At 67.0% G+C, this 20397-nt stretch carries 26 protein-coding genes; 13 read left to right on the forward strand and 13 right to left on the reverse strand.

What is annotated here, in order from left to right; genetic code table 11:
- Window positions 1-66 precede the first annotated feature (66 nt).
- From DSHI_RS03835 to DSHI_RS03860, 6 genes are all read left to right on the forward strand, one after another.
- On the forward strand, window positions 67-861 hold the full coding sequence (locus DSHI_RS03835) for a hypothetical protein (protein WP_012177427.1): 795 nt from the start codon (window positions 67-69) through the stop codon (window positions 859-861).
- A 180-nt stretch (window positions 862-1041) separates the two neighbouring features.
- A complete protein-coding gene (ppk2, locus tag DSHI_RS03840; protein WP_012177428.1) occupies window positions 1042-1986 on the forward strand; it encodes a polyphosphate kinase 2 in 945 nt (314 codons plus the stop codon).
- Window positions 1987-2028: 42 nt separating this feature from the next.
- Window positions 2029-2709: a DUF1007 family protein gene (locus tag DSHI_RS03845; protein ID WP_012177429.1), complete on the forward strand. Its 681-nt coding sequence runs from the start codon at window positions 2029-2031 to the stop codon at window positions 2707-2709.
- On the forward strand, window positions 2697-3653 hold the full coding sequence (locus tag DSHI_RS03850; protein ID WP_012177430.1) for a nickel/cobalt transporter: 957 nt from the start codon (window positions 2697-2699) through the stop codon (window positions 3651-3653). Before DSHI_RS03845 ends, DSHI_RS03850 begins: the two co-directional genes overlap by 13 nt.
- A 9-nt stretch (window positions 3654-3662) precedes the next feature.
- A complete protein-coding gene (locus tag DSHI_RS03855) occupies window positions 3663-4259 on the forward strand; it encodes an SAM-dependent methyltransferase (protein ID WP_012177431.1) in 597 nt (198 codons plus the stop codon).
- 41 nt (window positions 4260-4300) lie between these two features.
- Window positions 4301-5671: an MATE family efflux transporter gene (locus tag DSHI_RS03860; protein WP_012177432.1), complete on the forward strand. Its 1371-nt coding sequence runs from the start codon at window positions 4301-4303 to the stop codon at window positions 5669-5671.
- Here the strand turns inward: DSHI_RS03860 and DSHI_RS03865 are convergent.
- The 3 genes from DSHI_RS03865 to DSHI_RS03875 all read right to left on the reverse strand — a co-directional run bounded on the left by DSHI_RS03865 (window position 5657) and on the right by DSHI_RS03875 (window position 8337).
- Window positions 5657-6316 carry a hypothetical protein gene (locus tag DSHI_RS03865; RefSeq protein ID WP_012177433.1) on the reverse strand — a complete coding sequence of 220 codons (660 nt, stop codon included), beginning with the start codon at window positions 6314-6316 and terminating at the stop codon, window positions 5657-5659. The genes DSHI_RS03860 and DSHI_RS03865 overlap by 15 nt on opposite strands.
- 3 nt (window positions 6317-6319) lie before the next feature.
- Entirely contained in the window at window positions 6320-7720 is a 1401-nt protein-coding gene (locus DSHI_RS03870; protein ID WP_012177434.1) for a selenium-binding protein SBP56-related protein, read from the reverse strand.
- A gap of 164 nt (window positions 7721-7884) precedes the next feature.
- On the reverse strand, window positions 7885-8337 hold the full coding sequence (locus DSHI_RS03875; RefSeq protein ID WP_044027625.1) for a MarR family winged helix-turn-helix transcriptional regulator: 453 nt from the start codon (window positions 8335-8337) through the stop codon (window positions 7885-7887).
- 118 nt (window positions 8338-8455) lie between these two features.
- Here DSHI_RS03875 and DSHI_RS03880 point away from each other — a divergent pair, with 118 nt between their 5' ends.
- The gene (locus DSHI_RS03880) at window positions 8456-8824 is read left to right on the forward strand and encodes a hypothetical protein (RefSeq protein ID WP_012177436.1); all 369 of its coding nucleotides are present in this window, start codon (window positions 8456-8458) and stop codon (window positions 8822-8824) included.
- Window positions 8825-9325: 501 nt separating this feature from the next.
- Here DSHI_RS03880 and DSHI_RS03885 read toward each other — a convergent pair.
- From DSHI_RS03885 to DSHI_RS03895, 3 genes are read right to left on the reverse strand one after another with little or no spacing between them, the layout of a single operon-like run.
- A complete protein-coding gene (locus DSHI_RS03885; protein WP_012177437.1) occupies window positions 9326-9808 on the reverse strand; it encodes a hypothetical protein in 483 nt (160 codons plus the stop codon).
- A gap of 26 nt (window positions 9809-9834) precedes the next feature.
- Window positions 9835-10251, reverse strand: coding sequence for a hypothetical protein (locus DSHI_RS03890; protein WP_012177438.1), 417 nt, complete (start codon window positions 10249-10251; stop codon window positions 9835-9837).
- 7 nt (window positions 10252-10258) lie between these two features.
- Window positions 10259-11461, reverse strand: coding sequence for a pyridoxal phosphate-dependent aminotransferase (locus tag DSHI_RS03895; RefSeq protein ID WP_012177439.1), 1203 nt, complete (start codon window positions 11459-11461; stop codon window positions 10259-10261).
- A 90-nt stretch (window positions 11462-11551) separates the two neighbouring features.
- Here DSHI_RS03895 and DSHI_RS03900 point away from each other — a divergent pair, with 90 nt between their 5' ends.
- From DSHI_RS03900 to DSHI_RS03910, 3 genes are all read left to right on the forward strand, one after another.
- Window positions 11552-11944, forward strand: a complete 393-nt coding sequence (locus tag DSHI_RS03900) for a helix-turn-helix domain-containing protein (protein WP_012177440.1) — start codon at window positions 11552-11554, stop codon at window positions 11942-11944.
- Window positions 11941-12240 carry a succinate dehydrogenase assembly factor 2 gene (locus DSHI_RS03905; protein ID WP_012177441.1) on the forward strand — a complete coding sequence of 100 codons (300 nt, stop codon included), beginning with the start codon at window positions 11941-11943 and terminating at the stop codon, window positions 12238-12240. Before DSHI_RS03900 ends, DSHI_RS03905 begins: the two co-directional genes overlap by 4 nt.
- Window positions 12241-12352: 112 nt before the next feature.
- Complete coding sequence (locus tag DSHI_RS03910; RefSeq protein WP_012177442.1) at window positions 12353-12850, forward strand: MarR family winged helix-turn-helix transcriptional regulator; 498 nt, start codon at window positions 12353-12355, stop codon at window positions 12848-12850.
- A gap of 77 nt (window positions 12851-12927) precedes the next feature.
- Here DSHI_RS03910 and DSHI_RS03915 read toward each other — a convergent pair whose 3' ends face one another.
- Together DSHI_RS03915 and DSHI_RS03920 are read right to left on the reverse strand one after the other, a co-directional pair.
- Window positions 12928-13662 carry a DUF1194 domain-containing protein gene (locus DSHI_RS03915; protein ID WP_050757874.1) on the reverse strand — a complete coding sequence of 245 codons (735 nt, stop codon included), beginning with the start codon at window positions 13660-13662 and terminating at the stop codon, window positions 12928-12930.
- 4 nt (window positions 13663-13666) lie between these two features.
- Complete coding sequence (locus tag DSHI_RS03920; protein WP_012177444.1) at window positions 13667-14095, reverse strand: VOC family protein; 429 nt, start codon at window positions 14093-14095, stop codon at window positions 13667-13669.
- Between the two features lie 176 nt (window positions 14096-14271).
- Here DSHI_RS03920 and thyX point away from each other — a divergent pair, with 176 nt between their 5' ends.
- Window positions 14272-15189 (forward strand): FAD-dependent thymidylate synthase, encoded by a 918-nt coding sequence (gene thyX, locus DSHI_RS03925; protein WP_012177445.1) that lies wholly within the window; start codon window positions 14272-14274, stop codon window positions 15187-15189.
- A gap of 87 nt (window positions 15190-15276) precedes the next feature.
- Here thyX and DSHI_RS03930 read toward each other — a convergent pair whose 3' ends face one another.
- Window positions 15277-15486, reverse strand: coding sequence for a cold-shock protein (locus tag DSHI_RS03930; protein ID WP_012177446.1), 210 nt, complete (start codon window positions 15484-15486; stop codon window positions 15277-15279).
- Between the two features lie 220 nt (window positions 15487-15706).
- Between DSHI_RS03930 and DSHI_RS03935 the strand changes: the two genes are divergently transcribed.
- Entirely contained in the window at window positions 15707-16018 is a 312-nt protein-coding gene (locus DSHI_RS03935; protein ID WP_012177447.1) for an ArsC/Spx/MgsR family protein, read from the forward strand.
- On the opposite strand, the gene DSHI_RS03940 is transcribed toward DSHI_RS03935, so the two are convergent.
- The 4 genes from DSHI_RS03940 to DSHI_RS03955 form a co-directional block, all read right to left on the reverse strand.
- Window positions 15976-16542, reverse strand: a complete 567-nt coding sequence (locus tag DSHI_RS03940) for a DoxX family protein (protein WP_012177448.1) — start codon at window positions 16540-16542, stop codon at window positions 15976-15978. The two genes, DSHI_RS03935 and DSHI_RS03940, sit on opposite strands and share 43 nt — an antisense overlap.
- Window positions 16536-17282 (reverse strand): HvfC/BufC N-terminal domain-containing protein, encoded by a 747-nt coding sequence (locus DSHI_RS03945; protein ID WP_012177449.1) that lies wholly within the window; start codon window positions 17280-17282, stop codon window positions 16536-16538. The genes DSHI_RS03940 and DSHI_RS03945 overlap by 7 nt, the downstream gene beginning before the upstream one ends.
- The gene (gene bufB / locus DSHI_RS03950; protein ID WP_044027626.1) at window positions 17279-18145 is read right to left on the reverse strand and encodes an MNIO family bufferin maturase; all 867 of its coding nucleotides are present in this window, start codon (window positions 18143-18145) and stop codon (window positions 17279-17281) included. The genes DSHI_RS03945 and bufB overlap by 4 nt, the downstream gene beginning before the upstream one ends.
- Window positions 18146-18271: 126 nt before the next feature.
- Entirely contained in the window at window positions 18272-18559 is a 288-nt protein-coding gene (locus DSHI_RS03955) for a BufA1 family periplasmic bufferin-type metallophore (protein WP_012177451.1), read from the reverse strand.
- 548 nt (window positions 18560-19107) lie between these two features.
- Here DSHI_RS03955 and DSHI_RS03960 point away from each other — a divergent pair.
- Entirely contained in the window at window positions 19108-20187 is a 1080-nt protein-coding gene (locus DSHI_RS03960) for a tartrate dehydrogenase (RefSeq protein WP_012177452.1), read from the forward strand.
- Window positions 20188-20397 lie beyond the last annotated feature (210 nt).

Consider the following 20397-nt stretch of genomic DNA (forward strand, 5'->3'; position numbering starts at 1 on the left):
ACTTCCGCGGGCGCAGATGTGATAGTGAAATTTGGTATTTGGACTACAACGAGTGGAAGTGTGACGATGACATTCAAGACAGGACTACTGGCGACCGCAACGGCGCTGGCCCTCGGGGCGGCACCGGTCTGGGCGGTTTCGATTTCGGTGCAGGAATTCGACGCGACCAACTTTGGTTTCATCGAGGGGCTCGGCACGTTCACCGAAGAGGACTTCGAGAACCTCGGGCCGGGCGGTGGAGCGACCGTCGAGGGTCAGGTCGGCTTCCAGGGCTCGCCATTGTCCACCGCCGTGGGCAACTTCGAAACGGTCGGCGGCACAGGCGGTGGCGGGACCGTGACGGGAAGCGGCTTTCCGAATGACGGGACCGGGCTCGCCCTGCGCGACGGGACCGTGTTCGGACGTACCAACAAGATTCCCACGACCGGGACGTGGTTCCTCGACAGCAACGATACCCACGGGATCGAGTGGGATGTGTCCCTCGGGGGAGCTTCCTTCGACGCGATCTTTTTCACCCTGACCGATGGTAGCGACCAGGGCGCATTCCTTCGGATCGACGCGGGTGGCGGCAACACGTTCGAGCAACGCGTCGGTGGAAAACTGCCCGATGGGAATTCCAGCATCGTCGTGATCGAATTCAGTAGCGCAGTGACCGCTGCGGATATCGATTTCTTCAACTTCGAGTCGGATGGCGTGACCTTTCGCGAAGACGACGGTTTCTCGCTTGACGGTATGAGAGTGGGCATCGGTGGTCCGGGCTTCGGGGCGCCGCCCGCGCCGGTTCCGTTGCCGGCGTCTGGTCTGTTGCTGATCGGGGCGCTTGGAGCGGTGGCCTTGCGGGCACGCAAAGCCCGCGGCTGAGCTTCGGCCTTTTGAAAAATATAGAGCCGCTCACAGGGATGTGGGCGGCTTTTTCATGTCTTGTGCCCCGTGGTCGGGGGACCTGCGCGCCTTGTCAGGGCGTGGCAGGAGTTCTTGACTCGTGTCAAAGTCGGCGCTGCGCGAACCTGCTAGGCCGTCGGGGAACCTCAAGGAGCGCCTATGACCGACCAGACCCCGATCGCCGATCTTCCCAAGTCCGAGACCAAGTCCAACGGTCAGAGTGCCGCGGCGCCCGCGCGGAGCCCGTCGCCGAGCCCCGAGGCCGTGCGGCAGGCCTTCGAGACCGGGCGATATCCCTATCGCCGGAAGATGGCGCGCCGGGCCTACGAGGCCGAGAAGGCGCAATTGCAGGCGGAGTTGCTGAAGGTGCAGCTCTGGGCGCAGGAGACCGGACAGAAATTCGTGATGCTGTTCGAGGGGCGCGATGCCGCCGGCAAGGGCGGCACGATCAAGCGGTTCACCGAGCACCTGAACCCGCGTGCGGCCCGGGTCGTGGCGCTGAACAAGCCCACGGACGAAGAGCGCGGCCAGTGGTATTACCAGCGCTATATCGAGCATCTGCCGACCGCGGGCGAAATGGTGTTCTATGACCGGTCCTGGTACAACCGCGCCGGTGTGGAGCGGGTGATGGGGTTCTGCTCGCCCACGGAATACCTGGAATTCATGCGCCAGACCCCGGAATTCGAGCGCATGCTCACCCGGTCGGGCATCCGGCTTTACAAGTACTGGTTCTCGGTCACCCAGGCCGAGCAGAAGCGCCGGTTCGACAGTCGCGCGACCGATCCGCTGAAGCGTTGGAAGCTGTCGCCGATCGACAAGGCGAGCCTGAGCAAGTGGGACGAGTACACCGAGGCCAAGGAGGCGATGTTCTTCTACACCAACACCGCCGACGCGCCCTGGACCATCGTGAAGTCGAACGACAAGAAGCGCGCGCGGCTCAACTGCATGCGGCATTTCCTGTCGACGCTGGACTATCCGGACAAGGATTACGACATCGTGACCCCGGCCGATCCGCTGATCGTGGGCGGGGCGGGGCATGTGGTGCATTCGGCCGAGCATATCCTCGGCGCCTCGCTGCATCCCGATACCCGCCGCAGCAGTTGAGCGGCGATTGAGGTTGCGGGGTGGAGCGACTATCTTCGCCCCATGAAAGCTTTGCGCGCCTTTTGTGCGGTGTCCTGGCTCGCCCCTGCCTGGGTTGCAGCGGCGAGCCTTCCTGCGTTTGCCCATCCGCATATCTTCATCGATGCGGGCGCGACGCTCGTGTTCGACGAGGAAGGCCGGTTGGGGGCCGTGCGGATCGTGTGGGCCTACGATTCGCTGTTCTCGCTGGTGGTGGTGGAGGAGCGGGGCCTCGACCCGGATTTCGACGGTGTGCTGGAGCCCGGCGAGGCGGAGCAGCTGTCGGGCTTCGACATGAACTGGATCGAGGGTTTTGCCGGGGACAGCTATCTGCTGGCCGGGGGCGCGGAGGTGCCGCTGACCCGACCGTTGGAGTATGACGCGGCCTATGAGGAGGGGCGGGTCGTGTCCACCCATCTGCGCGCGCTGGAGACGCGGGTCGCGGTGGGGGCGGAGCCGGTGATTTTGCAGATCTACGATCCGACCTATTACACGTCCTACGAGATCGACCTGCCCGTGCGGCTGGAGAACGCGCCGGAGGGTTGCGTGGCGGAGGTTTACGTGCCCGACCCGGAGGCGGCGTCGGAGCAGCTGGTGGCGGCCTTGCAGGAATTCGCGGGCAGCGACGATCCGCTGTTCGAGGACGATTTTCCGGCGGTCGGGGATCTCTTTGCCCATGAGGTGCGTGTCACATGCGGGCCCTAGGCGCGGGCGCGGCGCTGCTGCTGCTGGGGGGTCTGGCCTTCCTGCTCTGGGGCGGGGGCGGCGACGGGATCGCGCGCTGGGCCGCGAGCCAGCAGCGCGAGGTGCAGGACGCGCTGGCGGGGCAGTTGCGCGCGCTGCGGGTCGGCGAGGCGGGCGCGCTTGCGGGGTTCCTGGGGGTCTGTTTCGCCTATGGTTTCTTTCATGCGGCTGGGCCGGGGCACGGCAAGGTGGTGATCGGCGGCTACGGCGTGGCGCGGCGGATCTCGATGCTGCGGCTGTCGGGGGTGGCGTTGATCGCGAGCCTCGGGCAGGCGGCCACGGCGATCGTTCTGGTGGGCGTGGGCGCCTGGGTGTTCCAGGCGAGCACGGCGCAGTTGACGGGCGTGGCCGACGACTGGTTCGCGCCGGCGAGTGCGGCGGCGATCCTGGTGCTGGGCCTGTGGCTGGTCTGGCGCGGGGTGGCGCGGTTGCGCGCGGCGCGGCGGGTCGAGGCCCATCACCATGACCATCACGACCATCACCATGGGCACGACCACGATCACGACCACGATCACGACCATGGCCACGGCGACGGGGCTTGCGAGACCTGCGGTCATGCCCATGCGCCCGACGCGAGCGCGGTGCTGGCGGCGCGGGGCCCGCGGGAGATCCTGGCCCTGATCGGGGCGGTGGCGATCCGGCCCTGTACCGGCGCGCTCTTCGTGCTGATCCTGGGGCTGCGGTTGCAGATCGAGGCGGCGGCGGTGGCCGGTGTGGTCGCCATGGCGCTGGGCACGGCGAGCGTGACCGTGGCGGTGGCCGTGGCGGCGACGGGGCTGCGCGAGAGCAGCGCGCTGGCCTCCGGCGGCTGGAGCCAGGCGCGGCACCTGGGCAGCGTGCTGGAGATCGGGGCGGGGGTGCTGGTGGCGCTGCTGGCCTGGGGCCTGTTGCAGGCGGGGATGTAGGAGAGGCCCATGTGGAACGCGCGCTACGACCGGCCCGATTACCTGTTCGGGCGCGACCCGGCGGCGTTTCTGGTGGCCCAGGCGGGCCATATCCCGGACGCGTCGCGGGTGCTGGTGGTGGCCGATGGCGAGGGGCGCAATTCGGTGCACCTGGCCGGGTTGGGCCATGAGGTGACCGCCTTCGATGCGGCGCCCAACGCGGTGGACAAGGCGCGCAAGCTGGCCGCCGAGAAGGGCGTGGCGGTGGATTTCCACGAGGCGGACATCTTCGCCTGGGACTGGGCGGCGGCGCCGGTGGATGCGGTGGTCGCGATCTTCATCCAGTTCATGGGGCCGGGGCCGCGGGCAGAGGTGTTCGCCGGGCTCGATGCGGCGCTCAAGCCGGGCGGGGTGCTCTTGCTGCATGGCTATGCGCCGAGGCAGGTGGGCTACGGCACCGGCGGGCCCCCGGCGGAGGCGAACATGTACGAGCTGGAGATGCTGCGCGCGGCCTTCCCGGGCTACGCGGTGCTGCACGCGGCCGATTACGACGCGGAGATCGACGAGGGGCCGGGCCATTCCGGGCGCTCGGGGCTGATCGACTTCGTGGCGCGCAAGCCGGGCTGAGCGGCCTTGCCCGGGGGGGCGCCGTGATCTAAGGCCGGATCATGTCGCAGACGCTCACCTCCTTCGGCCATGCCCGCGCGATCCTGAAACTGGGTCTGCCGTTGATCGGCAGTCACATGGCGCAGATCGCGATTTCGGCCACGGATACGGTGATGCTCGGCTGGTATTCCGCCGAGGCGCTGGCGGCGGTGGTGCTGGGTTCGTCCTCGATCTTCTTTGCGTTGCTGATCGTGGGCTCGGGCTTTGCCTGGGCGGTGATGCCCATGGTGGCCAAGGCCGCGAGCGAGGGCGACGAGGTGCAGATCCGGCGGGTGACGCGGATGGGCTTCTGGCTGGTGCTGATCTTTGCCGCGGTGGTCACGCCGCCGATGCTGTGGTCGGCGCCCTGGCTGGTCGCGCTGGGGCAGGACCCGGGCACTGCGCAGCTGACCCAGGAGTACCTGCGGATCGCGGGGCTGGCGCTGGGTCCGGGGCTGCTGGTCATGGTGCTGAAGGGATATCTCTCGGCGCTGGAGCGGACGCAGGTCGTTCTCTGGGTCACGATCGGGGCGGCGGTGCTGAACGCGGGGCTGAATTACGTGCTGATCTTCGGGCGGCTGGGGATGCCGGAGCTGGGGATCCGGGGTGCAGCGCTGGCGTCCCTGAGCCTGCATCTGGTGTCGCTGGTGGCGCTGGTGATCTATGCCCGGCGCAAGCTGCCCGAGCATGACCTGTTCCGGCGGCTCTGGGTGCCGGACTGGTCGGCGTTCCGGGCGGTGTACCGGCTGGGCTGGCCAATCAGCGTCACGAGTTTCGCCGAGAGCGGGATGTTCGCGGCCTCGGCCATGATGATGGGCGCCATCGGGACCCTGCACCTGGCGGCCCATGGCATCGCGCTGCAGATGGTGGCGATCACCTTCATGGTGCATGTCGGCCTAAGCCAGGCCGCGACCGTGCGGGCGGGCCGGGCGCTGGGGCTCGGGGATGCGGCCGCACTCAAGCGCGGCGGGGCGGTGGCGATCGCCCTGTCGGCGGGGTTCTCTCTGTGCACGGTGGTGGTGTTCGTGACCATGCCGGAGGTTCTGATCGGGGCTTTCCTGTCGCCGGATGAGCCCGCGCGGGCCGAGATCCTGGGCATCGGGATTGCGTTGCTGTTCATGGCGGCCCTGTTCCAGTTCGCGGACGGGGCGCAGATCATGGCGCTGGGCCTGTTGCGCGGGGTGCAGGACACGCGGGTGCCCATGGTGATCGCGGCGCTGGCCTATTGGGGGGTGGGCTTGCCCGTGGGGTTTGTCCTGGGGTTCTACACGCCGCTGGCCGGGGTCGGGATCTGGGCCGGGCTGGTGGTCGGGCTGGCGCTGGCGGCGATGTTGTTGATGTGGCGGTTCTGGGGGCGTCGCGGCTGGCAGGCGCGGGGCCTAGTGCGGGAGTAGCAGGGACAGGCCGCCCACGAGGATCAGGCTCAGCGCCCAGACCACGTCGAGGTTGAACCAGCTGCGCGACAAGAATTTCAGCCCCAGCCAGTGATAGACCCCGAGGGCGAGCGCGCCGCCCGCGAGTGTCATGGCCAGCGTGTGGGCAACGGCGACGGATGCGGCGACGGCGAGGTTGCCCTGCATCAGCGTGGCGGCGGCGGCGTGGCCTGCATCGCTGTCGAGGGTCTGGCAGATGCCGAGATAGATCGGCACCAGCATCAGGCCCGCCCCGTGGGCCATGGCCGCGAGGAAGGACCACAGCGCCAGGCGGCTGGGCGGGACGCGGGCGAGAAAGCGCGGATGGCGGCGGTTGATCAGCAGGTAGATCCCGAGCCCGATCACGAGGCAGGCGGCACCGATCTGGATCTGGCGCTGCCAGTCCACGAGAAACATCAGCACCGCGAAGGGAAAGAGCACCGCGACCATGGCCACCAGGTGGCCGAGCGCGAGGGCGACCAGCGCTCTGAACAAAGCGCCGGGCGTGCGGTCCATCAGGGCGGCGGACACCGCCAGCGGCCAGCCCATGCCCGGGTTGATCCCGTGGTAGAGGCCCGAAGCGACAACGGCCCCCCAGAGGGCCGTTGCGGTGGTCAGCGCGTCCACGCCTCAGACGGAGGGGTAGCAGAAGCTGTCGGTGGAGCAGTCCCCGCCTTCGAGGCGGATCTGGTGGCTGCGGTAGCCCTTGGGGAACTCCACGTAGAAATCCTTGTCCAGCGTCAGCCCGCCGTTCTCGCCCACATGGGCCATGACCATCTGGCCGCCCTCCTCGCCCGGGTAGAACTGCTCGTCCCATGTGGAATAGAGCGAGTTCGTCCAGTAGACGCGCTTGCCGTCGCGGCTGATCTCGACCATCTGCGGGCCGAAGACGAAGGGTTTGCCGTTCGGGTGGGTGGTCCCGCGCCCGATGCCGCCCAGTGCGACCTTGCCCGCGAGCTTGGGGTGCATCGGGTCGGAGACGTCGTATTGGTGCATCTCGCCCAGGCCCCAGCAGGAGACGTAGAGGTACTTGTCATCGAGGCTCAGGTCGATGTCGGTGATCAGCGGCGGGACCGCGCCGAAGCCTTGCAGGAGCGGCGGCAGGTTCGCTGCGTCCTCGGGGCGGGGGTCGATGGTGAGGGTTTTCTTCGCCTCGAAACTGCCGTCGTCCTTCTGCCACCAGGTGAAGATCGCGCCTTGCAGGTTGGTGGTGTCCACCACCACGCCGCAGAAGCCGTAATCGCGGGACGGGTCGTGGGCGGGGCGGATTTCCAGCGCCATCTGGTGATTGGCGCCCAGGTCGATGGTCTGGACATTCTTTCGTTGGCGCAGGTTCCAGAAATGGATGGAATGGCCGTACTTGTTGGCCAGCAGGTCCTCGGCGACGATGCCGTTCTCGAATTGCGGCGGCAGACCCCATTCGGAGCTGACCATGTAGTCGCGCGGCAGGTTCCACCAGAAATCATAGTGCTTGTCCTGCTTGCCCCGGTCCATCTCGTAGCGGCCGAGGATCTCGAAGGTTTCGCAATCCATGATGAAGATGCCCGGCGGGCCGTCCATGCCGTCCGCGCCGCCGCCGCCCAGGGTCGAGACATAGATGCCTTCGGGGCCGCAATGGATGGTGTGGGGGCGGGAATAGCCGGTCTTGGCGAAGACCTCTTCGGGTTCGATGATCTTGTGGATCTTGGCCTTCAGCGGCTCCTTGACGTCGATGATGTAGATCCGGCTGGAGCGGATGCCCGGGATGATCAGGTAGCGCCGTTCGAGGAAGGCGTGCCCGCTGAGCGGGGAGAGCGACGAGGAACAGGCGTTCCAGCCGAAATGGTGAAACTCGTCGCCTGTATTGGGCATGATCACCTGGTGGACGATCTGACCGTAGGTTTCGGAGGCGGGGTTCACGTCGACCACCGCGAGCCCGTCCGGTTGCGCGCCATCGGGACTGAGCATCAGGGTGAAGGCCAGGGTTTCGGGCGGCGCCTCCATGGCGAGCTTGGGGGTGGCGTGGAATGTCGGGTCCGGTCTCAGGTTCATATGTGTCTCCTCCCATGTCCGGATGCGGTGCAAGTCTTGACCGTTACTTCCGCATCAGGCCAAAAGCGTGCCATGGATGGGGGATTCTGGGAAACAGTTTTGTATCAGGGCGCGGATCGGGCCGTTGTTCCGGTTTTCTGCGGTCTGGCGCAATATTGGTCCGGTCAGGGGCCGTCGCGCTCCTGGGCGGCGCGGGCGTTGTGTTCCATCCGGGCCAGCAGGTCGAAGGCGAGGCTGCGCTCCGTGGGGGTAAACCCGGCCAGCAGGGCCTCGTTGATATGGTCGTAGAAGCGCGCGAGGGGGTCCAGAGCCTGCCCCGCCGCGGTCACGGCAATCAGGACGCTGCGCCGGTCTTCGGGGTCCTTGCGCTTGACCAGCAGGCCGCGGTCTTCCATGCGATCGACGATCCGCGAGGTCGCTGGCAGGCCGGTGCCGACCCGCTCGGCCAGCAGGCCGATGCTGATCTCGCCTTCCCGCCACAGGCACGAGAGCACCACCCATTGCGGCAAGGACAGCCCGTGGGGCGCCAGCCAGGCCTGGCAGAGCGCGTTCATCTGGCCCGTGGTGAAGTTCAGTTGGCGCCCGAGGGAGGGCGGGTTCGGATTTTTGTTTGCCATGTAAATTATTCTGTGTTTTAGTTTACGCGTAAACATTCATAGGCCGCCTCGGATCCGGGAGCAATCCTGGTTTGCCTCGACCGGTCCGGGGGCGGCACAAGGCACGGAGGAGACATGGATGGCAAAGAAGGTTCTGATGGTGGGCTGGCACCCGAGCGTGGTGGCGTATGACAAGTGGCCGGGCTTGACGCCGGAGAAGCTCGAAGCCGGGTTGCGGGCCGATGCGGCGGCGTTGGAGGCGGCCGGGTATGAGACGGAGATCGGATTTATCCGGAGTGGTGAGACTGCCACCGACCAGGTGGCCACGCAGCTGCGCGAAACAGCCTATGACGTGGTGATGATCGGGGCGGGCGTGCGCCGGGATGACGAACATTTCCTGGTATTCGAGACCCTAGTGAACGTGGTGCATGAGCATGCGCCGCAAGCCCGGATCGCCTTCAACACCGGGCCGACCGATTCCAGGGCGGCGATCGAACGCTGGGCCTGAGCCGGCCCGGGTCGCCGCGGTGCCTTCGAAGCGGGACCATGAAAAAGGCCGATGCGCTTGCATCGGCCTTTGACATGCAGGTGTTGGGCGAGATCGGCTCTTGCGCTTGCGGCGGCGCAGCGCGGCCGCACCCAGAAGGCCGGAGCCCGGCAAAAGGGCGCTCGCCGGTGGTGGTCCCCGCGGCGGCAGGGCCGAACGCAGGGCCGTGACACGCACGGAGCCGATGTCGAATCCGTCGCCGGAGGTCGGGTCAATGGTGCTGACGGCGCCGATCTCGACGAACTTGGCGTCGTCGGTGCCGCGCCGCTGGCTGCGAAGGACACCCGCGATCACGGCGCCTGTCAGAATGCGTTCATGGCGGCCCTTGGGAGACGCGTCAGACACAGGTGAGGATGTCACGGATAAGGCGCCAGTCTCGGGAGAGGGCGGAATTGTTGCCCCCCGTGCGGCGTGGTGGGACATGTGCGCGCCACCGGGTGGAGGGTTGGCACGCGCTGGCTTCTAGCTGCGCAGTCGTCGGACCCGGATATGGGTGCCGCCGACCACGGCGGCCCAGAGCGCCAGCAGCGGTGTCCAGCCGGTTGCGGCCAGGGGCAGGACCAGCGCACCGGCCCCGACCGCGACCAGGTCGCGGGTCTGCCAGCCATCGGCCAACAGGTCCGGCAGCAGGCCCAGAAGGCTGCCCAGCATCCCGGCGATGGTTGCGGTGACGATCCCGCCGAGCCCGGCCAGCAGCCAGCCGCCGAGCCCCTGCCGCCCGAACAGCCCCGACAGCAGCGCCCCGCAGAGCGCGCCGCCCGCCGCCATCGCCACCAGGTAGCGCAGCACCAGCCCCCAGGGCAGTTCGGCCTGCAGCGTTGCCATGAGACCGCCGAAATCCTCGGCCAGAAAGACGATGAAGAGCAGCGCGCTGCTCAGGGCCATCATGCCGGCCACGAGTTTGCGGGGGCTTGCGGCGGGTGCCGGGGCTGGCGGGGTGGACATGGCGGTCTCCTTCGGCGGGGGCGGTGTCAGTCGTCCTTGGGACGTGCCGCCATCACCCGGTCGGCCTTCTTGCGCACCAGCAGGCTGCGCAGGTCGTGCATGGTCAGCAGCAGGATGTCGGTGATCTCTTCGAGCTGGTCATCCGTGGCGCGGGACTGGACCCATTGCGCAGTGTGGTTGAGAAAATCCACCGTTCGGTGCACGTCGTCCATGTGGCGCGCATCGAGCACGGCGCGGCGGGTCTCGATCCAGGCTTCGATCTCGGTGCGCTCGGTGTCGGAGATGTCCTTGTTGTTCTGCACCTTGATGTCGCCATTGCGGATGTTCACCGTGGCGACCTGCGTCATGTCGAGCCGGTTCTGACGGGTTTCGGCGGTCACCCGAAACACCGTCGCGCCGTTCTCCTTCACCCGGAAGAAGAGGTTGGGTAGGGACAGGGACACCGCCGCCTCAGCTGAGCCCTGCGCAGAAGTCCTGGATGCGGGTGCAGGCTTCGGTCAGGGCGTCGTCGGAGGTGGCGTAGCTGACCCGGAAATTGGGGCTGAGCCCGAAGGCCGCGCCGAAGACCACGGCGACGCCTTTTTCCTCCAGCAGGGCCTTGGCGAAGGCCTCGTCATCGGTGATCTTGGTGCCCCCGGCGGAAGTCTTGCCGATGCAGCCCGCGATGGAGGGATAGACGTAGAACGCGCCCTCGGGTTTCGGGCAGCTGATCCCCTGGGCGTCGTTGAGCATGCCGACCACCAGGTCGCGGCGGCGTTTGAAGGTCTTGTTATTCTCGGGGATGTAGTCCTGGGTGCCGTCGAGGGCCTCGACCGCGGCCCATTGGCTGATCGAGCAGGGGTTGGAGGTGGACTGGGACTGGATCTTGCGCATCGCGCCGATCAGCTCCTTGGGGCCCGCGGCATAGCCGATCCGCCAGCCGGTCATGGCATAGGCCTTGGAGACCCCGTTGCAGGTCAGGGTGCGGTTGTAGAGTTTCGGCTCCACCTGGGCGGGGGTGGCAAACTCGAAATCGTCATAGACCAGGTGCTCGTACATGTCGTCGGTCATCACCCAGACATGGGGGTGGCGCAGCAGCACATCGGTCAGTTCCTTGAGCTCGGCGGCGGTGTAGCCCGCCCCGGTGGGGTTCGACGGCGAGTTGAAGATGAACCACTTGGTGCGGGGCGTGATCGCCGCCTCCAGCTGGTCGGCGGTCAGCTTGAAGCCGGTCTGGATCGAGGCCTCCGCGATCACCGGCTCGCCGCCCGCCAGGAGCACCATGTCCGGGTAGCTCACCCAGTAGGGCGCGGGGATGATCACCTCGTCGCCGGGGTTCATGGTCGCCATCAGCGCGTTGATCAGGATCTGCTTGCCGCCATTGGCCACGGTCACTTGCGTGGTGTCATAGTCCAGGCCATTGTCGCGCTTGAACTTCGCGACGATCGCCTTTTTCAGCTCGGGGATGCCGTCCACTGCGGTGTATTTCGTTTTCCCGGCATCGATGGCCGCTTTTCCGGCATCCTTGATGTTCTGGGGCGTGTCAAAATCGGGTTCACCGGCGCCGAGACCGATCACGTCCCGCCCGGCGGCCTTGAGCTCGTTTGCCATGTTGGTCACCGCGATGGTCGGCGACGGTTTGACACGGGCGAGAGAGGTCGAAAGGAAGGACATTTCAGGGGACTCCGGTTTGCATAACCCGGGTCCATGTCTTAGGCTTGCGGCATCTGCCAATCAAGCTGAAACGCAAGGGAGCGGAGCGCAATGCCCGAAGACCAGGACTGGTATTCCGAAGCGACGGCCACCTTCGGGGACAGGCTCGCCGGGGCCCGGGAGGCGGTGGGGCTGACCCAGGCGCAACTGGCCAAGCGGCTGGGCGTGAAGGCCAAGACCCTGCGCGACTGGGAAGAGGATCTGTCGGAGCCGAGGGCGAACCGGATCCAGATGCTCTCGGGGCTGCTCAACGTGTCCCTGAGCTGGCTGATGACCGGAGAGGGCGAGGGGATCGACGCGCCCGATCTCGGCAGCGACATGCCCGGGGATGTGCGCGCCGCCCTGACCGAGCTGCGCCAGGTGCAGGCGGAGATGACGCGCCTGAGCGGGCGCATGGCCCGGCTGGAAAAACGGCTGCGCAAGAGCCTGGAGAATGCGCCATGAGCGAATTTCACCTGACCGAAGCCGCCATGGGGGTCGTCACCCCCAACGAGACCCCGGAGGCCCGGATCAAGCGCATGAAGATCCGCGCCTGGCGCCGGGGGATCAAGGAAATGGACCTGATCCTCGGGCCTTACGCGGACACGCACCTCGCCGGGATGAGCGAGGCCGAGCTCGACGCGTTCGACGCGCTGCTGAAGGAAAACGACCAGGATCTCTATCAATGGGTCTCCGGGCAGGCCGCGCCACCGGAGCGGTTCGCGGCACTGGTGACGCGGTTGGGGCAGACCGGCCGTTGACGGACCCGGACAGGTTTTTTCGATTTATCCGACAATAGATGCGTTTGCATTAAGGGATTGTTGGGGAAATTCCCCGAGTGTCGGCCTCAGGTACTGATACTCGGAGAATGACATGAGCTTGCACGCGCGACTGGAAGACGCCCCCGATCTCGGTGTTCTGACCGGGTATCTCGAAAGCTTGTCGCTTGTGGAACGTCTCCATCGTCTGCTGCTCGATGTGATCAAGGACGAGTTCGAGCGGGTCGGTGTGCTGGAGATCAACGCGGTGCAGGCGCTGCTGCTCTACAATATCGGCGATAACGAGGTCACGGCGGGGGAGCTGAAATCCCGCGGCTATTATCAGGGCTCCAACGTTTCGTACAACCTCAAGAAGCTTGTGGAGATGGGCTACATGCATCACCAGCGCAGCGAGATCGACCGTCGGTCCGTCCGGGTGCGCCTGACCGAGGAGGGGCACAAGGTGCGCCGGGTGGTCGGCGACCTGTTCGCGCGCCATGCAAGCGGGTTGGAAAGCAAGGGCGTTCTGGGGCGCGAAAGTCTCGAAGAGATCAACACCGCCCTGCGGCGGATGGAGCGGTACTGGGCCGACCAGATCCGCTACATCTACTGAGGGGCGCGGAATGGACCTGGTGATGACCGGTGTGCTCTGGCTGGGCGCGGTTGCGTGCCTCGGGGCTGCCCTCGCGCTCAGCGCGGCCCGGAGGCCAGCTCCGAGAATTGCAATACGCGTATCTCGCGCAGCAGCTTGCGACGCATCGCCATCTCGAACCCTTCGAAGCCCAGGGCAACCTCGGTAAACGCGCCCGGACCCCGGATCACGTGGCGCTGGAAATAGGCGACCATCTCCCCGATATGGGCATTGCGCCGGGTGGCGTCGGTGCCGGACCCCGCGCCGATGACCAAACCGTTGATGGTGATCCCGTCGAGGCGCGGATCCTGCGCCAGCATGCCCGGGGTCGGCCCGTCATTGTTCTTACCATCCCCCGACAGATCCAGCGTCTTGCGCCAGCAATCGCCCACCTGCCCGAAGGCGCGGGCGGCAAAGAGCGCGGCCCCGCCGATCGCCGTGGCGTTCTCGTTGCGCGGCCCGGAGGGACCGGCCAGCACCGAGGCCGCCGCGCGCAGATCGTCCCGGGACCGGATCGGGGTCCAGGGCAGCAGGACCGTCTGGCTGCGATAGCCGCTCCACTCGAAGATCATCAGCGTCACGGGGGCATCGGGCAGGGCGGTGAAGGCCGCGACCACCGCCGGGTCGAGCAGGGCATGGGCGAGGCCATCCCGTTGCAGGCGGTATTCGGCGGCGTCGACCGAGGCCGACACATCCATCCCGAGCGCCAACGCCTGCCGACAGGGGGTCTCGGCCCGGGCCAGGCCCGGCCCGAGCCCGACAAGGGCGGCGAGCGCCAGGGCCACCGCGCGCATCATCCTACCAGTGCCCGGTGTTTTCCATTTGCGCCCAGGGCTCGGCCGGGGGCAGGGCATCGCCTTTCTGCAGAAGCTCGATCGAGACGTTGTCGGGCGAGCGCACGAAGGCCATGTGCCCGTCCCGCGGCGGGCGGTTGATGGTCACGCCCGCGTCCATCAGGCGCTGGCACAGCCCGTAGATGTCGTCGGTCAGGAAGGCGAGATGCCCGAAATGACGGCTGTCGCTCGGCAGGCCCTCATCCCCGTCCCAGTTATAGGTCAGCTCCAGCGGCGGCGCGCCGGTGTCGCCCGGGGCCTTCAGGAACACCAGGGTGAAGCGGCCCTGTTCGCTGTCGCGGCGGCGGACCTCTTCGAGGCCGAGCAGCTTGTAGAAGGCGAGGGAGGTGTCCAGGTCCTTTACGCGGACCATGGTGTGATAGAATTCCAGCATGAGTCTTGTCCGTTAGTTCCGGTGCCCAACAGGTAGCCGGAACCGGGGGCGGAGCAAGCCGGACCCGGGTTATCCACAAGATTCTGTGGGGTGCGGCCCGCACGAACACATTTTGTGGTAGAAATCCCGGCCCGAATCCACAGAATGTAGATATGTCAGGAAAAGAGGCGCTTCCCATGAACGACCAGGCCGACACGCCCCAGACACCCGAGGCCGAGATCGCGGCCCTGCGCTCCAACCCGCAGCCGACCCTTCGGGCGGTCGCCCCGGGGATGGAGGCGCATCTCTATACGCCGCAGCCGGTGCTGGACCACGGCTTCGTGCGGGTGGTGGATTACATGGGCGACGACGCGGCGATCGTGCAGGCGGCGCGGGTCAGCTACGGCGCGGGCACCAAGAAGGCGCGCGACGACAGCGGGCTGATCCGGTACCTGATGCGGCACTGGCATTCGACGCCGTTCGAAATGTGCGAGATCAAGCTGCATGTGAAGCTGCCGGTCTTCGTGGCGCGCCAGTGGATCCGGCACCGCACGGCGAATGTGAACGAGTATTCCGCGCGGTATTCGGTGCTTGACCGGGAGTTCTACATCCCCGCGCCGGAACAGCTCGCCGCCCAGTCCCGGGTGAACAACCAGGGGCGCGGCGAGACCCTGCAGGGCGCGGAGGCCGAGCGGGTGCTGCGGCTTCTGAAGGAAGACAGCATGCGGGCCTATGACCATTACGAAGAAATGCTGAGCCAGGACGGCCAGCAGGGCCTGGCGCGGGAGTTGGCGCGGATGAACCTGCCGGCCAATGTCTATACCCAGTGGTACTGGAAGGTGGACCTGCACAACCTGTTCCATTTCCTGCGGCTGCGGGCCGATGCCCATGCGCAGTACGAGATACGGGTCTATGCGGATGCGATTTGCGAGATGGTGAAGGACTGGGTCCCGGCGGCCTATGCCGCGTTCGAGGATTACCGGATGGGCGCGGTGCAGCTGAGCGCCAGGGGCGTCGATTGCCTGAAGCGGCGGCTTGCAGGCGAAACCGTCACCCAGGAGAATTCCGGCATGAGCAAGGGTGAGTGGCGCGAGTTCGAGGCCGTCTGGGGCTGAGCCCGCCGGCGATCTGGACAGGTGCTTGGGCCGAAGCGCGGACGCTTCGGGTCTTGGTGCATGCGGGGCTGGAGGGGGAGGGTCGTGTCAGCCCACGACCTTCAATTCGGTCGCGGAGGACCTGCCGTCTCGGCCTTCCCTGAGCTCATATTCGATCTTGGTATTGTCGGCCAGGCCCGTCAGGCCGGCCCGTTCCACGGCCGAGATATGCACGAACACATCCTTGCCGCCTTCGTCGGGTGCGATGAACCCGTAACCCTTGGTTGTATTGAACCACTTCACGGTGCCAGTCGGCATGTCCGCGTCTCCCTTCTCGGTAGTCCTCAGATGCCGAAGGCATCGTTTTGCTGGTTTTCGTATCCGGGTCCGCGCCCCGGGCAGGGTGCAAATGCGCCTTGAAACCAAGGTCATTTACAAAATTACACGTGGGTCGCCCGTTTCATAAGTCAAAGAAAATTTGGGCTTGAGCCGCGCGGTCCGGCGGTGTTCATTTCTGCGAGGAACCGGGGAGGACTGGATGCGGGTTTACGGGATCAAGACATGCGACACGTGCCGGAAAGCCGTGGGTGCGCTGGGCGCGGAACTGCGCGATATCCGCGCCGAGCGCCTGACGGCGGCGGAGATCGACAGGTTCCTGGCGGCCTTCGGTGACGCGCTGGTCAACACCCGCTCGACCACCTGGCGGGGGCTGGACGAGGCGGCGCGGGCGCAGGCGCCCGAGGCGTTGCTGGCGGCGCATCCAACCTTGATGAAACGCCCGGTGATCGAGACCCCGGACGGCACGCTTCACCTCGGCTGGGGGGCGGATGTGAAGGCGCGGCTGCTCTGACGCAAGAGCGCGTCGACCGAGACCGGTCCGGCGCCGCGCAGCACGAGGTAGCCCAGCACGAAGACCCAGAACGCCCGTTGATCCAGGATCAGCGACGAGGGGTCGCCGTCGAAAAACGCGCCGATATCTTTCGGCCCGAGCCCGTGACCGGTCACGTCGACCCAGCTTTGCACCACCACGAAGCCGATCATGCCGAGCGCGGCCAGACGGGTGAAGAGGCCGAGCACGATCAGGACGGGCAGGATGAATTCGGCCCAGGTGCCCGCCACGGCGACGGCCCAGTGGAAGACGCCCAGTTGCGAGGTGTCGTAGCCGAGTGCCTCGACGGTTTTGGGGAAGATCTGGATATAGGCGCCGGTGGAGGGGAAGAGGAAGCCGAAGACTCCGTCGCCGAGCTTGGTCAGGCCGGAATTCCAGTAATAGACGAAGAGCACGGCCGCGAAGAGCAGGCGCGCGGCGGTCGGGGTCAGCCAGTGGGCGATGTCGTCGAGAACATCGGTGACACGGGCGTAGAGCGTCAGCATGGGGTCTCCTCCGAGAAGAGTTGCTCGGAAAAGGCGAGCGACAGGGTTGTGGTCAGATCGAAAGCGGGGGCCTCGGCGGTGGCGGCGGTCAGGGCCGTGCCGAACGGCTCGCCTGCTTGCAGGGTCTTGAGGAAGGTGAAGGCGCCGGGGGCGAGGGTTTGCGGCGCGGGATCGAAGCCCGGGCGCGTGACCGCGATATCCTGTGGACCCGGGCCCGGGGGCGGCGCGTCGGCCGCGGTGTTGGCACGCCAAATGTCGAAAGCCGCAAGGGGGCTGCGCAGCAGGATCAGGGACGGGGCGAGGGCAAAGCGCGTCTGCACCAGGGTGTCGGGCGGCAGCGCGGCGAAGCGCGCGGGCGGCAGGGTCCGGTGGTCGGCGGCGTGGTAGCTGATGCGCAGGGCAAGCTCCAGCCGCGCGACATCGGCGAGATAGGGCAGGTGGGCCACTGGCGGGAAGGTTTCGAGAAACGCGGGCAGGGCGGTGCCATAGCCGCTGATCACCGGGGAGCGCGGCGGGTGTGCGCGCAGAAACACGCCCGCCATGGCCTTGAAGAACGCGTCGCCGACGAGTTTGCGGATCACCGGGAAGCCGGTTTCCAGCGCCTCGGTGAGAGAGGCCGCGACGTTGTTGCGGTAGATATTGAAGCGTTTGGTCGAGATGCGGCCCTGCGGGTCGGTGATGCCCGTGGGGACCGGAGCGTCGGGGCGCAGCAGGGCGTCGGTGAAGGCGGTCTGGCTCATGGTGCGACCGGGGATGCCAGCGGGGCCAAGAGGTCGGCGGCCCGGCGGGCCTCGGCGGCGAGCACCGGCCAGTCCGGCACATCTGTGTCCCATTCGATCAGGGTCGGGCGGGGCCCGGAACGCGCCAGGGTGTGGGCGTAGAGCGCCCAGACCGGGTCCACGACCTCTGCCCCGTGGCTGTCGATCAGCAGGGGCGCGCCGTACTCGTCGGCGTCCTCTTCATGGCCGCCGAGATGGATCTCGCCCACGGCGGCGAGCGGGAAGGCGTCGATATAGGCGCGGGGGTCCCAGTTCTGGTTCGTGGCGGAGACGAAGACGTTGTTGACGTCGAGCAGCAGGCCGCAGCCCGTGCGCCGGGTAATCTCGGTCAGAAAGTCGATCTCGGACATCTCGCTGTCGGTGAAGGCCACGTAGGTGGAGGGGTTTTCCAGCAGCATCCGGCGGCCCAGTGTCGTCTGGACCTGGTCGATATGGGCGCAGACCCGGGCGAGGGTGGCCTGCGTGTAGGGCAGGGGCAGCAGGTCGTTGAGGAAGTGGCTGTCATGGGTGGACCAGGCGAGATGTTCGGAGAAGCTGGCGGGGTTGAGCCATTTCACCAGGTGCTTGAGCCGGGCGAGGTGGTCGGCGTTGAGCGGGCCCTCGCCGCCGATGGACAGCCCGACGCCATGGACCGAGATCGGGAAGCGGTCGGCCAAGGCCTTGAGCTGGGCGATGGGGCGTCCGCCGGCGCCCATGTAGTTCTCGGCGTGGATCTCCAGCCAGGCGACGGGGGCGGGGGCGTCGAGGATGTCCTGAAAGTGCTGCGCCTTGTAGCCGACGCCGGGGGCGGCGGGCAGGGGGCGGTCGGGAGAGTGGTCGAACATGGCGCGTCTTTCAGGTCTCGGGCAGGGAAGAAAGGCATGGGTGCCGGTCGGGGGATCGACCCCCGTCCGGCACCCCGGCTGCACGCATCCGGTCCCCGCGGAGACCGGGCGCGTGGTGCGGCGCGCTCAGGCCGGCAGGTCGCGGTCGAGGGCTTCGAGGGAGCCCATGCGGTCGCCGGGCACTTCCATGGTCTCGCAGGTGCCAGCGGGCACGAGGGTCCAGGCGTTGCCTTGGTAGTCCACGGTGGAACTGCCCGCGCAGGTGGTGCCGGGGCCGGCAGCGCAGTCGTTCTCGCCCGCCAGGGACACGCCGAAGCATTTCTCTTGTGCCTGGGCCTCGGCGGTGGTGGCGTGACCGGTCAGAGCGGCGGCAACGGCCCCGGCGAGAGCGACGGCGGTAATGGATTTCGACATGGATTTCTCTTTCGTTTTGGGTTGTCCATCCCCCGCTCCGGTCTGTGTCCGGGGATGCGGGGCTCGCGTCTTGCGATGCCCTGACCGTAGGCCAAGGGGGCGCTCACGCCCTACTCACCGGCGCGTGTGTCACGGAGCCGTGTTGCGGAGAAACATTGTTTCAAAAATGCCCCCGGTTTCGCGTGGTCTGTTCACGGGGATGTTTGGGCGCGCGAGCGGGTTGGGGCTTTTCGTGAGGAGGCCCGCGGGATTGCTGCGCTGCGGCTGAAACAAAGACAAAAGGGGCGCTGCCGTCCCGTGGCGCACCATGGGGCGGGTCGTGAGGACATGTGAGCGCTGCGCCCTGTACCCCTCGGTGGACGCGTGGGATTTTGGTCTCCCACACAAGGACCGCGTCAGGGCCCTTATCATGGGCCGTGGCCATTCCCCCGTGCCCATGCCATCGTCGGGCAAGGCGTCGCGGATACTGCGCTCTGTCTCAGGGCGATCCGCCGCGCATCGACACGCGCCGCCGCGCGCCATGGCCCGCAACCGGAGGATCACCCCGCATGAGCCGCAACGCCTACCGCATCGCAGTCATTCCCGGCGACGGGATCGGGACCGAGGTCGTGCCCGAGGGGCTGAAGGTTCTGACGGCGGCGGCGCGCAAGTTCGATATCGGGCTCGAGTTCGAGACCCATGATTTCGCGTCCGCGGCCTATTACCAGGCCCATGGCCAGATGATGCCCGATGACTGGAAATCCCGGATCGGCGACAGCGATGCGCTCTATTTCGGGGCTGTGGGTTGGCCCGACATGGTGCCGGATCATGTGTCGCTCTGGGGATCCCTGCTGAAGTTCCGGCGGGAGTTCGACCAGTATGTCAACCTGCGCCCCGTGCGGCTCATGCCCGGGGTGACCTCGCCTCTCGCGGGTCGCGCGCCGGGTGAGATCGACTTCTGGGTGGTGCGCGAAAATACCGAAGGAGAATACTCGTCCATCGGTGGGCGCATCTTCGAGGGCACAGAGCGGGAAACCGTGATGCAGGAAACGGTGATGACCCGTGTCGGTGTGGACCGCGTCCTGCGCTTTGCCTTCGAACTGGCGCAGAGCCGGCCGAAGAAGCACCTGACCTCGGCCACCAAGTCGAACGGCATTTCCATCACCATGCCCTATTGGGACGAGCGGGTGGTCGAGATGGCGAAGGGATATCCGGAGGTCGCGGTCGACAAGTATCATATCGATATCCTGACCGCGCACTTCGTGTTGCACCCCGACTGGTTCGACGTGGTCGTCGCCTCGAACCTGTTCGGAGACATCCTGTCGGACCTCGGCCCGGCCTGCACGGGGACCATCGGCATCGCGCCCTCCGGCAACATCAACCCGGAGCGCGATTTCCCGTCGCTGTTCGAACCGGTCCACGGCTCTGCCCCGGATATCGCGGGCAAGGGCATCGCCAATCCGGTGGGCCAGGTCTGGGCGGGGGCGATGATGCTGGATCATCTCGGGCAGGGCGAGGCCGCCGCCGCGATCGTCGCGGCCCTCGAAGAGGTGCTCGCGGACCCGGTGCGTCGGACCGCCGATCTCGGTGGACAGGCGGGAACGGTGGCCTGTGGTGATGCGATCGTCGCGGCCCTCGAAAGGCTGTGAACCGCGATCCGGCGTGGTGTGACGGGGCGGTGTGAGCCTGCTGGCGCGTTCCCGCCTGGGCGCGGCTCTGCCCCGCGGTCCGTCTTGTCCGGGTGAGGCCGAACGCCGTGGCGGCGTGGCGCTTCGCGGGGCCGCGGGCCCTCGGGAGACCGGACCGGGCGGGTTTCTCGCGCATGGAGGCGGAATGTCTCGTCCGTCGGGGATCATCCT

The organism is Dinoroseobacter shibae DFL 12 = DSM 16493 (genome assembly GCF_000018145.1).
Lineage (GTDB): Bacteria > Pseudomonadota > Alphaproteobacteria > Rhodobacterales > Rhodobacteraceae > Dinoroseobacter > Dinoroseobacter shibae.

Excerpts from the sequence above, each read along its gene's own strand:
- DSHI_RS03900 (WP_012177440.1), top strand. The coding sequence starts at position 11,552 with ATGCCCGAAGACCAGGACTGGTATTCCGAAGCGACGGCCACCTTCGGG.
- ppk2 (WP_012177428.1), top strand. The coding sequence starts at position 1,042 with ATGACCGACCAGACCCCGATCGCCGATCTTCCCAAGTCCGAGACCAAG.
- DSHI_RS03860 (WP_012177432.1), top strand. The coding sequence starts at position 4,301 with ATGTCGCAGACGCTCACCTCCTTCGGCCATGCCCGCGCGATCCTGAAA.
- DSHI_RS03935 (WP_012177447.1), top strand. The coding sequence starts at position 15,707 with ATGCGGGTTTACGGGATCAAGACATGCGACACGTGCCGGAAAGCCGTG.
- bufB (WP_044027626.1), bottom strand. The coding sequence starts at position 18,145 with ATGTTCGACCACTCTCCCGACCGCCCCCTGCCCGCCGCCCCCGGCGTC.
- DSHI_RS03880 (WP_012177436.1), top strand. The coding sequence starts at position 8,456 with ATGGCAAAGAAGGTTCTGATGGTGGGCTGGCACCCGAGCGTGGTGGCG.
- DSHI_RS03850 (WP_012177430.1), top strand. The coding sequence starts at position 2,697 with ATGCGGGCCCTAGGCGCGGGCGCGGCGCTGCTGCTGCTGGGGGGTCTG.
- DSHI_RS03870 (WP_012177434.1), bottom strand. The coding sequence starts at position 7,720 with ATGAACCTGAGACCGGACCCGACATTCCACGCCACCCCCAAGCTCGCC.
- DSHI_RS03895 (WP_012177439.1), bottom strand. The coding sequence starts at position 11,461 with ATGTCCTTCCTTTCGACCTCTCTCGCCCGTGTCAAACCGTCGCCGACC.
- DSHI_RS03855 (WP_012177431.1), top strand. The coding sequence starts at position 3,663 with ATGTGGAACGCGCGCTACGACCGGCCCGATTACCTGTTCGGGCGCGAC.
- DSHI_RS03910 (WP_012177442.1), top strand. The coding sequence starts at position 12,353 with ATGAGCTTGCACGCGCGACTGGAAGACGCCCCCGATCTCGGTGTTCTG.
- DSHI_RS03845 (WP_012177429.1), top strand. The coding sequence starts at position 2,029 with ATGAAAGCTTTGCGCGCCTTTTGTGCGGTGTCCTGGCTCGCCCCTGCC.
- DSHI_RS03905 (WP_012177441.1), top strand. The coding sequence starts at position 11,941 with ATGAGCGAATTTCACCTGACCGAAGCCGCCATGGGGGTCGTCACCCCC.
- DSHI_RS03915 (WP_050757874.1), bottom strand. The coding sequence starts at position 13,662 with ATGCGCGCGGTGGCCCTGGCGCTCGCCGCCCTTGTCGGGCTCGGGCCG.
- DSHI_RS03920 (WP_012177444.1), bottom strand. The coding sequence starts at position 14,095 with ATGCTGGAATTCTATCACACCATGGTCCGCGTAAAGGACCTGGACACC.
- DSHI_RS03955 (WP_012177451.1), bottom strand. The coding sequence starts at position 18,559 with ATGTCGAAATCCATTACCGCCGTCGCTCTCGCCGGGGCCGTTGCCGCC.
- DSHI_RS03875 (WP_044027625.1), bottom strand. The coding sequence starts at position 8,337 with ATGGCAAACAAAAATCCGAACCCGCCCTCCCTCGGGCGCCAACTGAAC.
- DSHI_RS03945 (WP_012177449.1), bottom strand. The coding sequence starts at position 17,282 with ATGAGCCAGACCGCCTTCACCGACGCCCTGCTGCGCCCCGACGCTCCG.
- thyX (WP_012177445.1), top strand. The coding sequence starts at position 14,272 with ATGAACGACCAGGCCGACACGCCCCAGACACCCGAGGCCGAGATCGCG.
- DSHI_RS03885 (WP_012177437.1), bottom strand. The coding sequence starts at position 9,808 with ATGTCCACCCCGCCAGCCCCGGCACCCGCCGCAAGCCCCCGCAAACTC.
- DSHI_RS03960 (WP_012177452.1), top strand. The coding sequence starts at position 19,108 with ATGAGCCGCAACGCCTACCGCATCGCAGTCATTCCCGGCGACGGGATC.
- DSHI_RS03930 (WP_012177446.1), bottom strand. The coding sequence starts at position 15,486 with ATGCCGACTGGCACCGTGAAGTGGTTCAATACAACCAAGGGTTACGGG.
- DSHI_RS03940 (WP_012177448.1), bottom strand. The coding sequence starts at position 16,542 with ATGCTGACGCTCTACGCCCGTGTCACCGATGTTCTCGACGACATCGCC.
- DSHI_RS03835 (WP_012177427.1), top strand. The coding sequence starts at position 67 with ATGACATTCAAGACAGGACTACTGGCGACCGCAACGGCGCTGGCCCTC.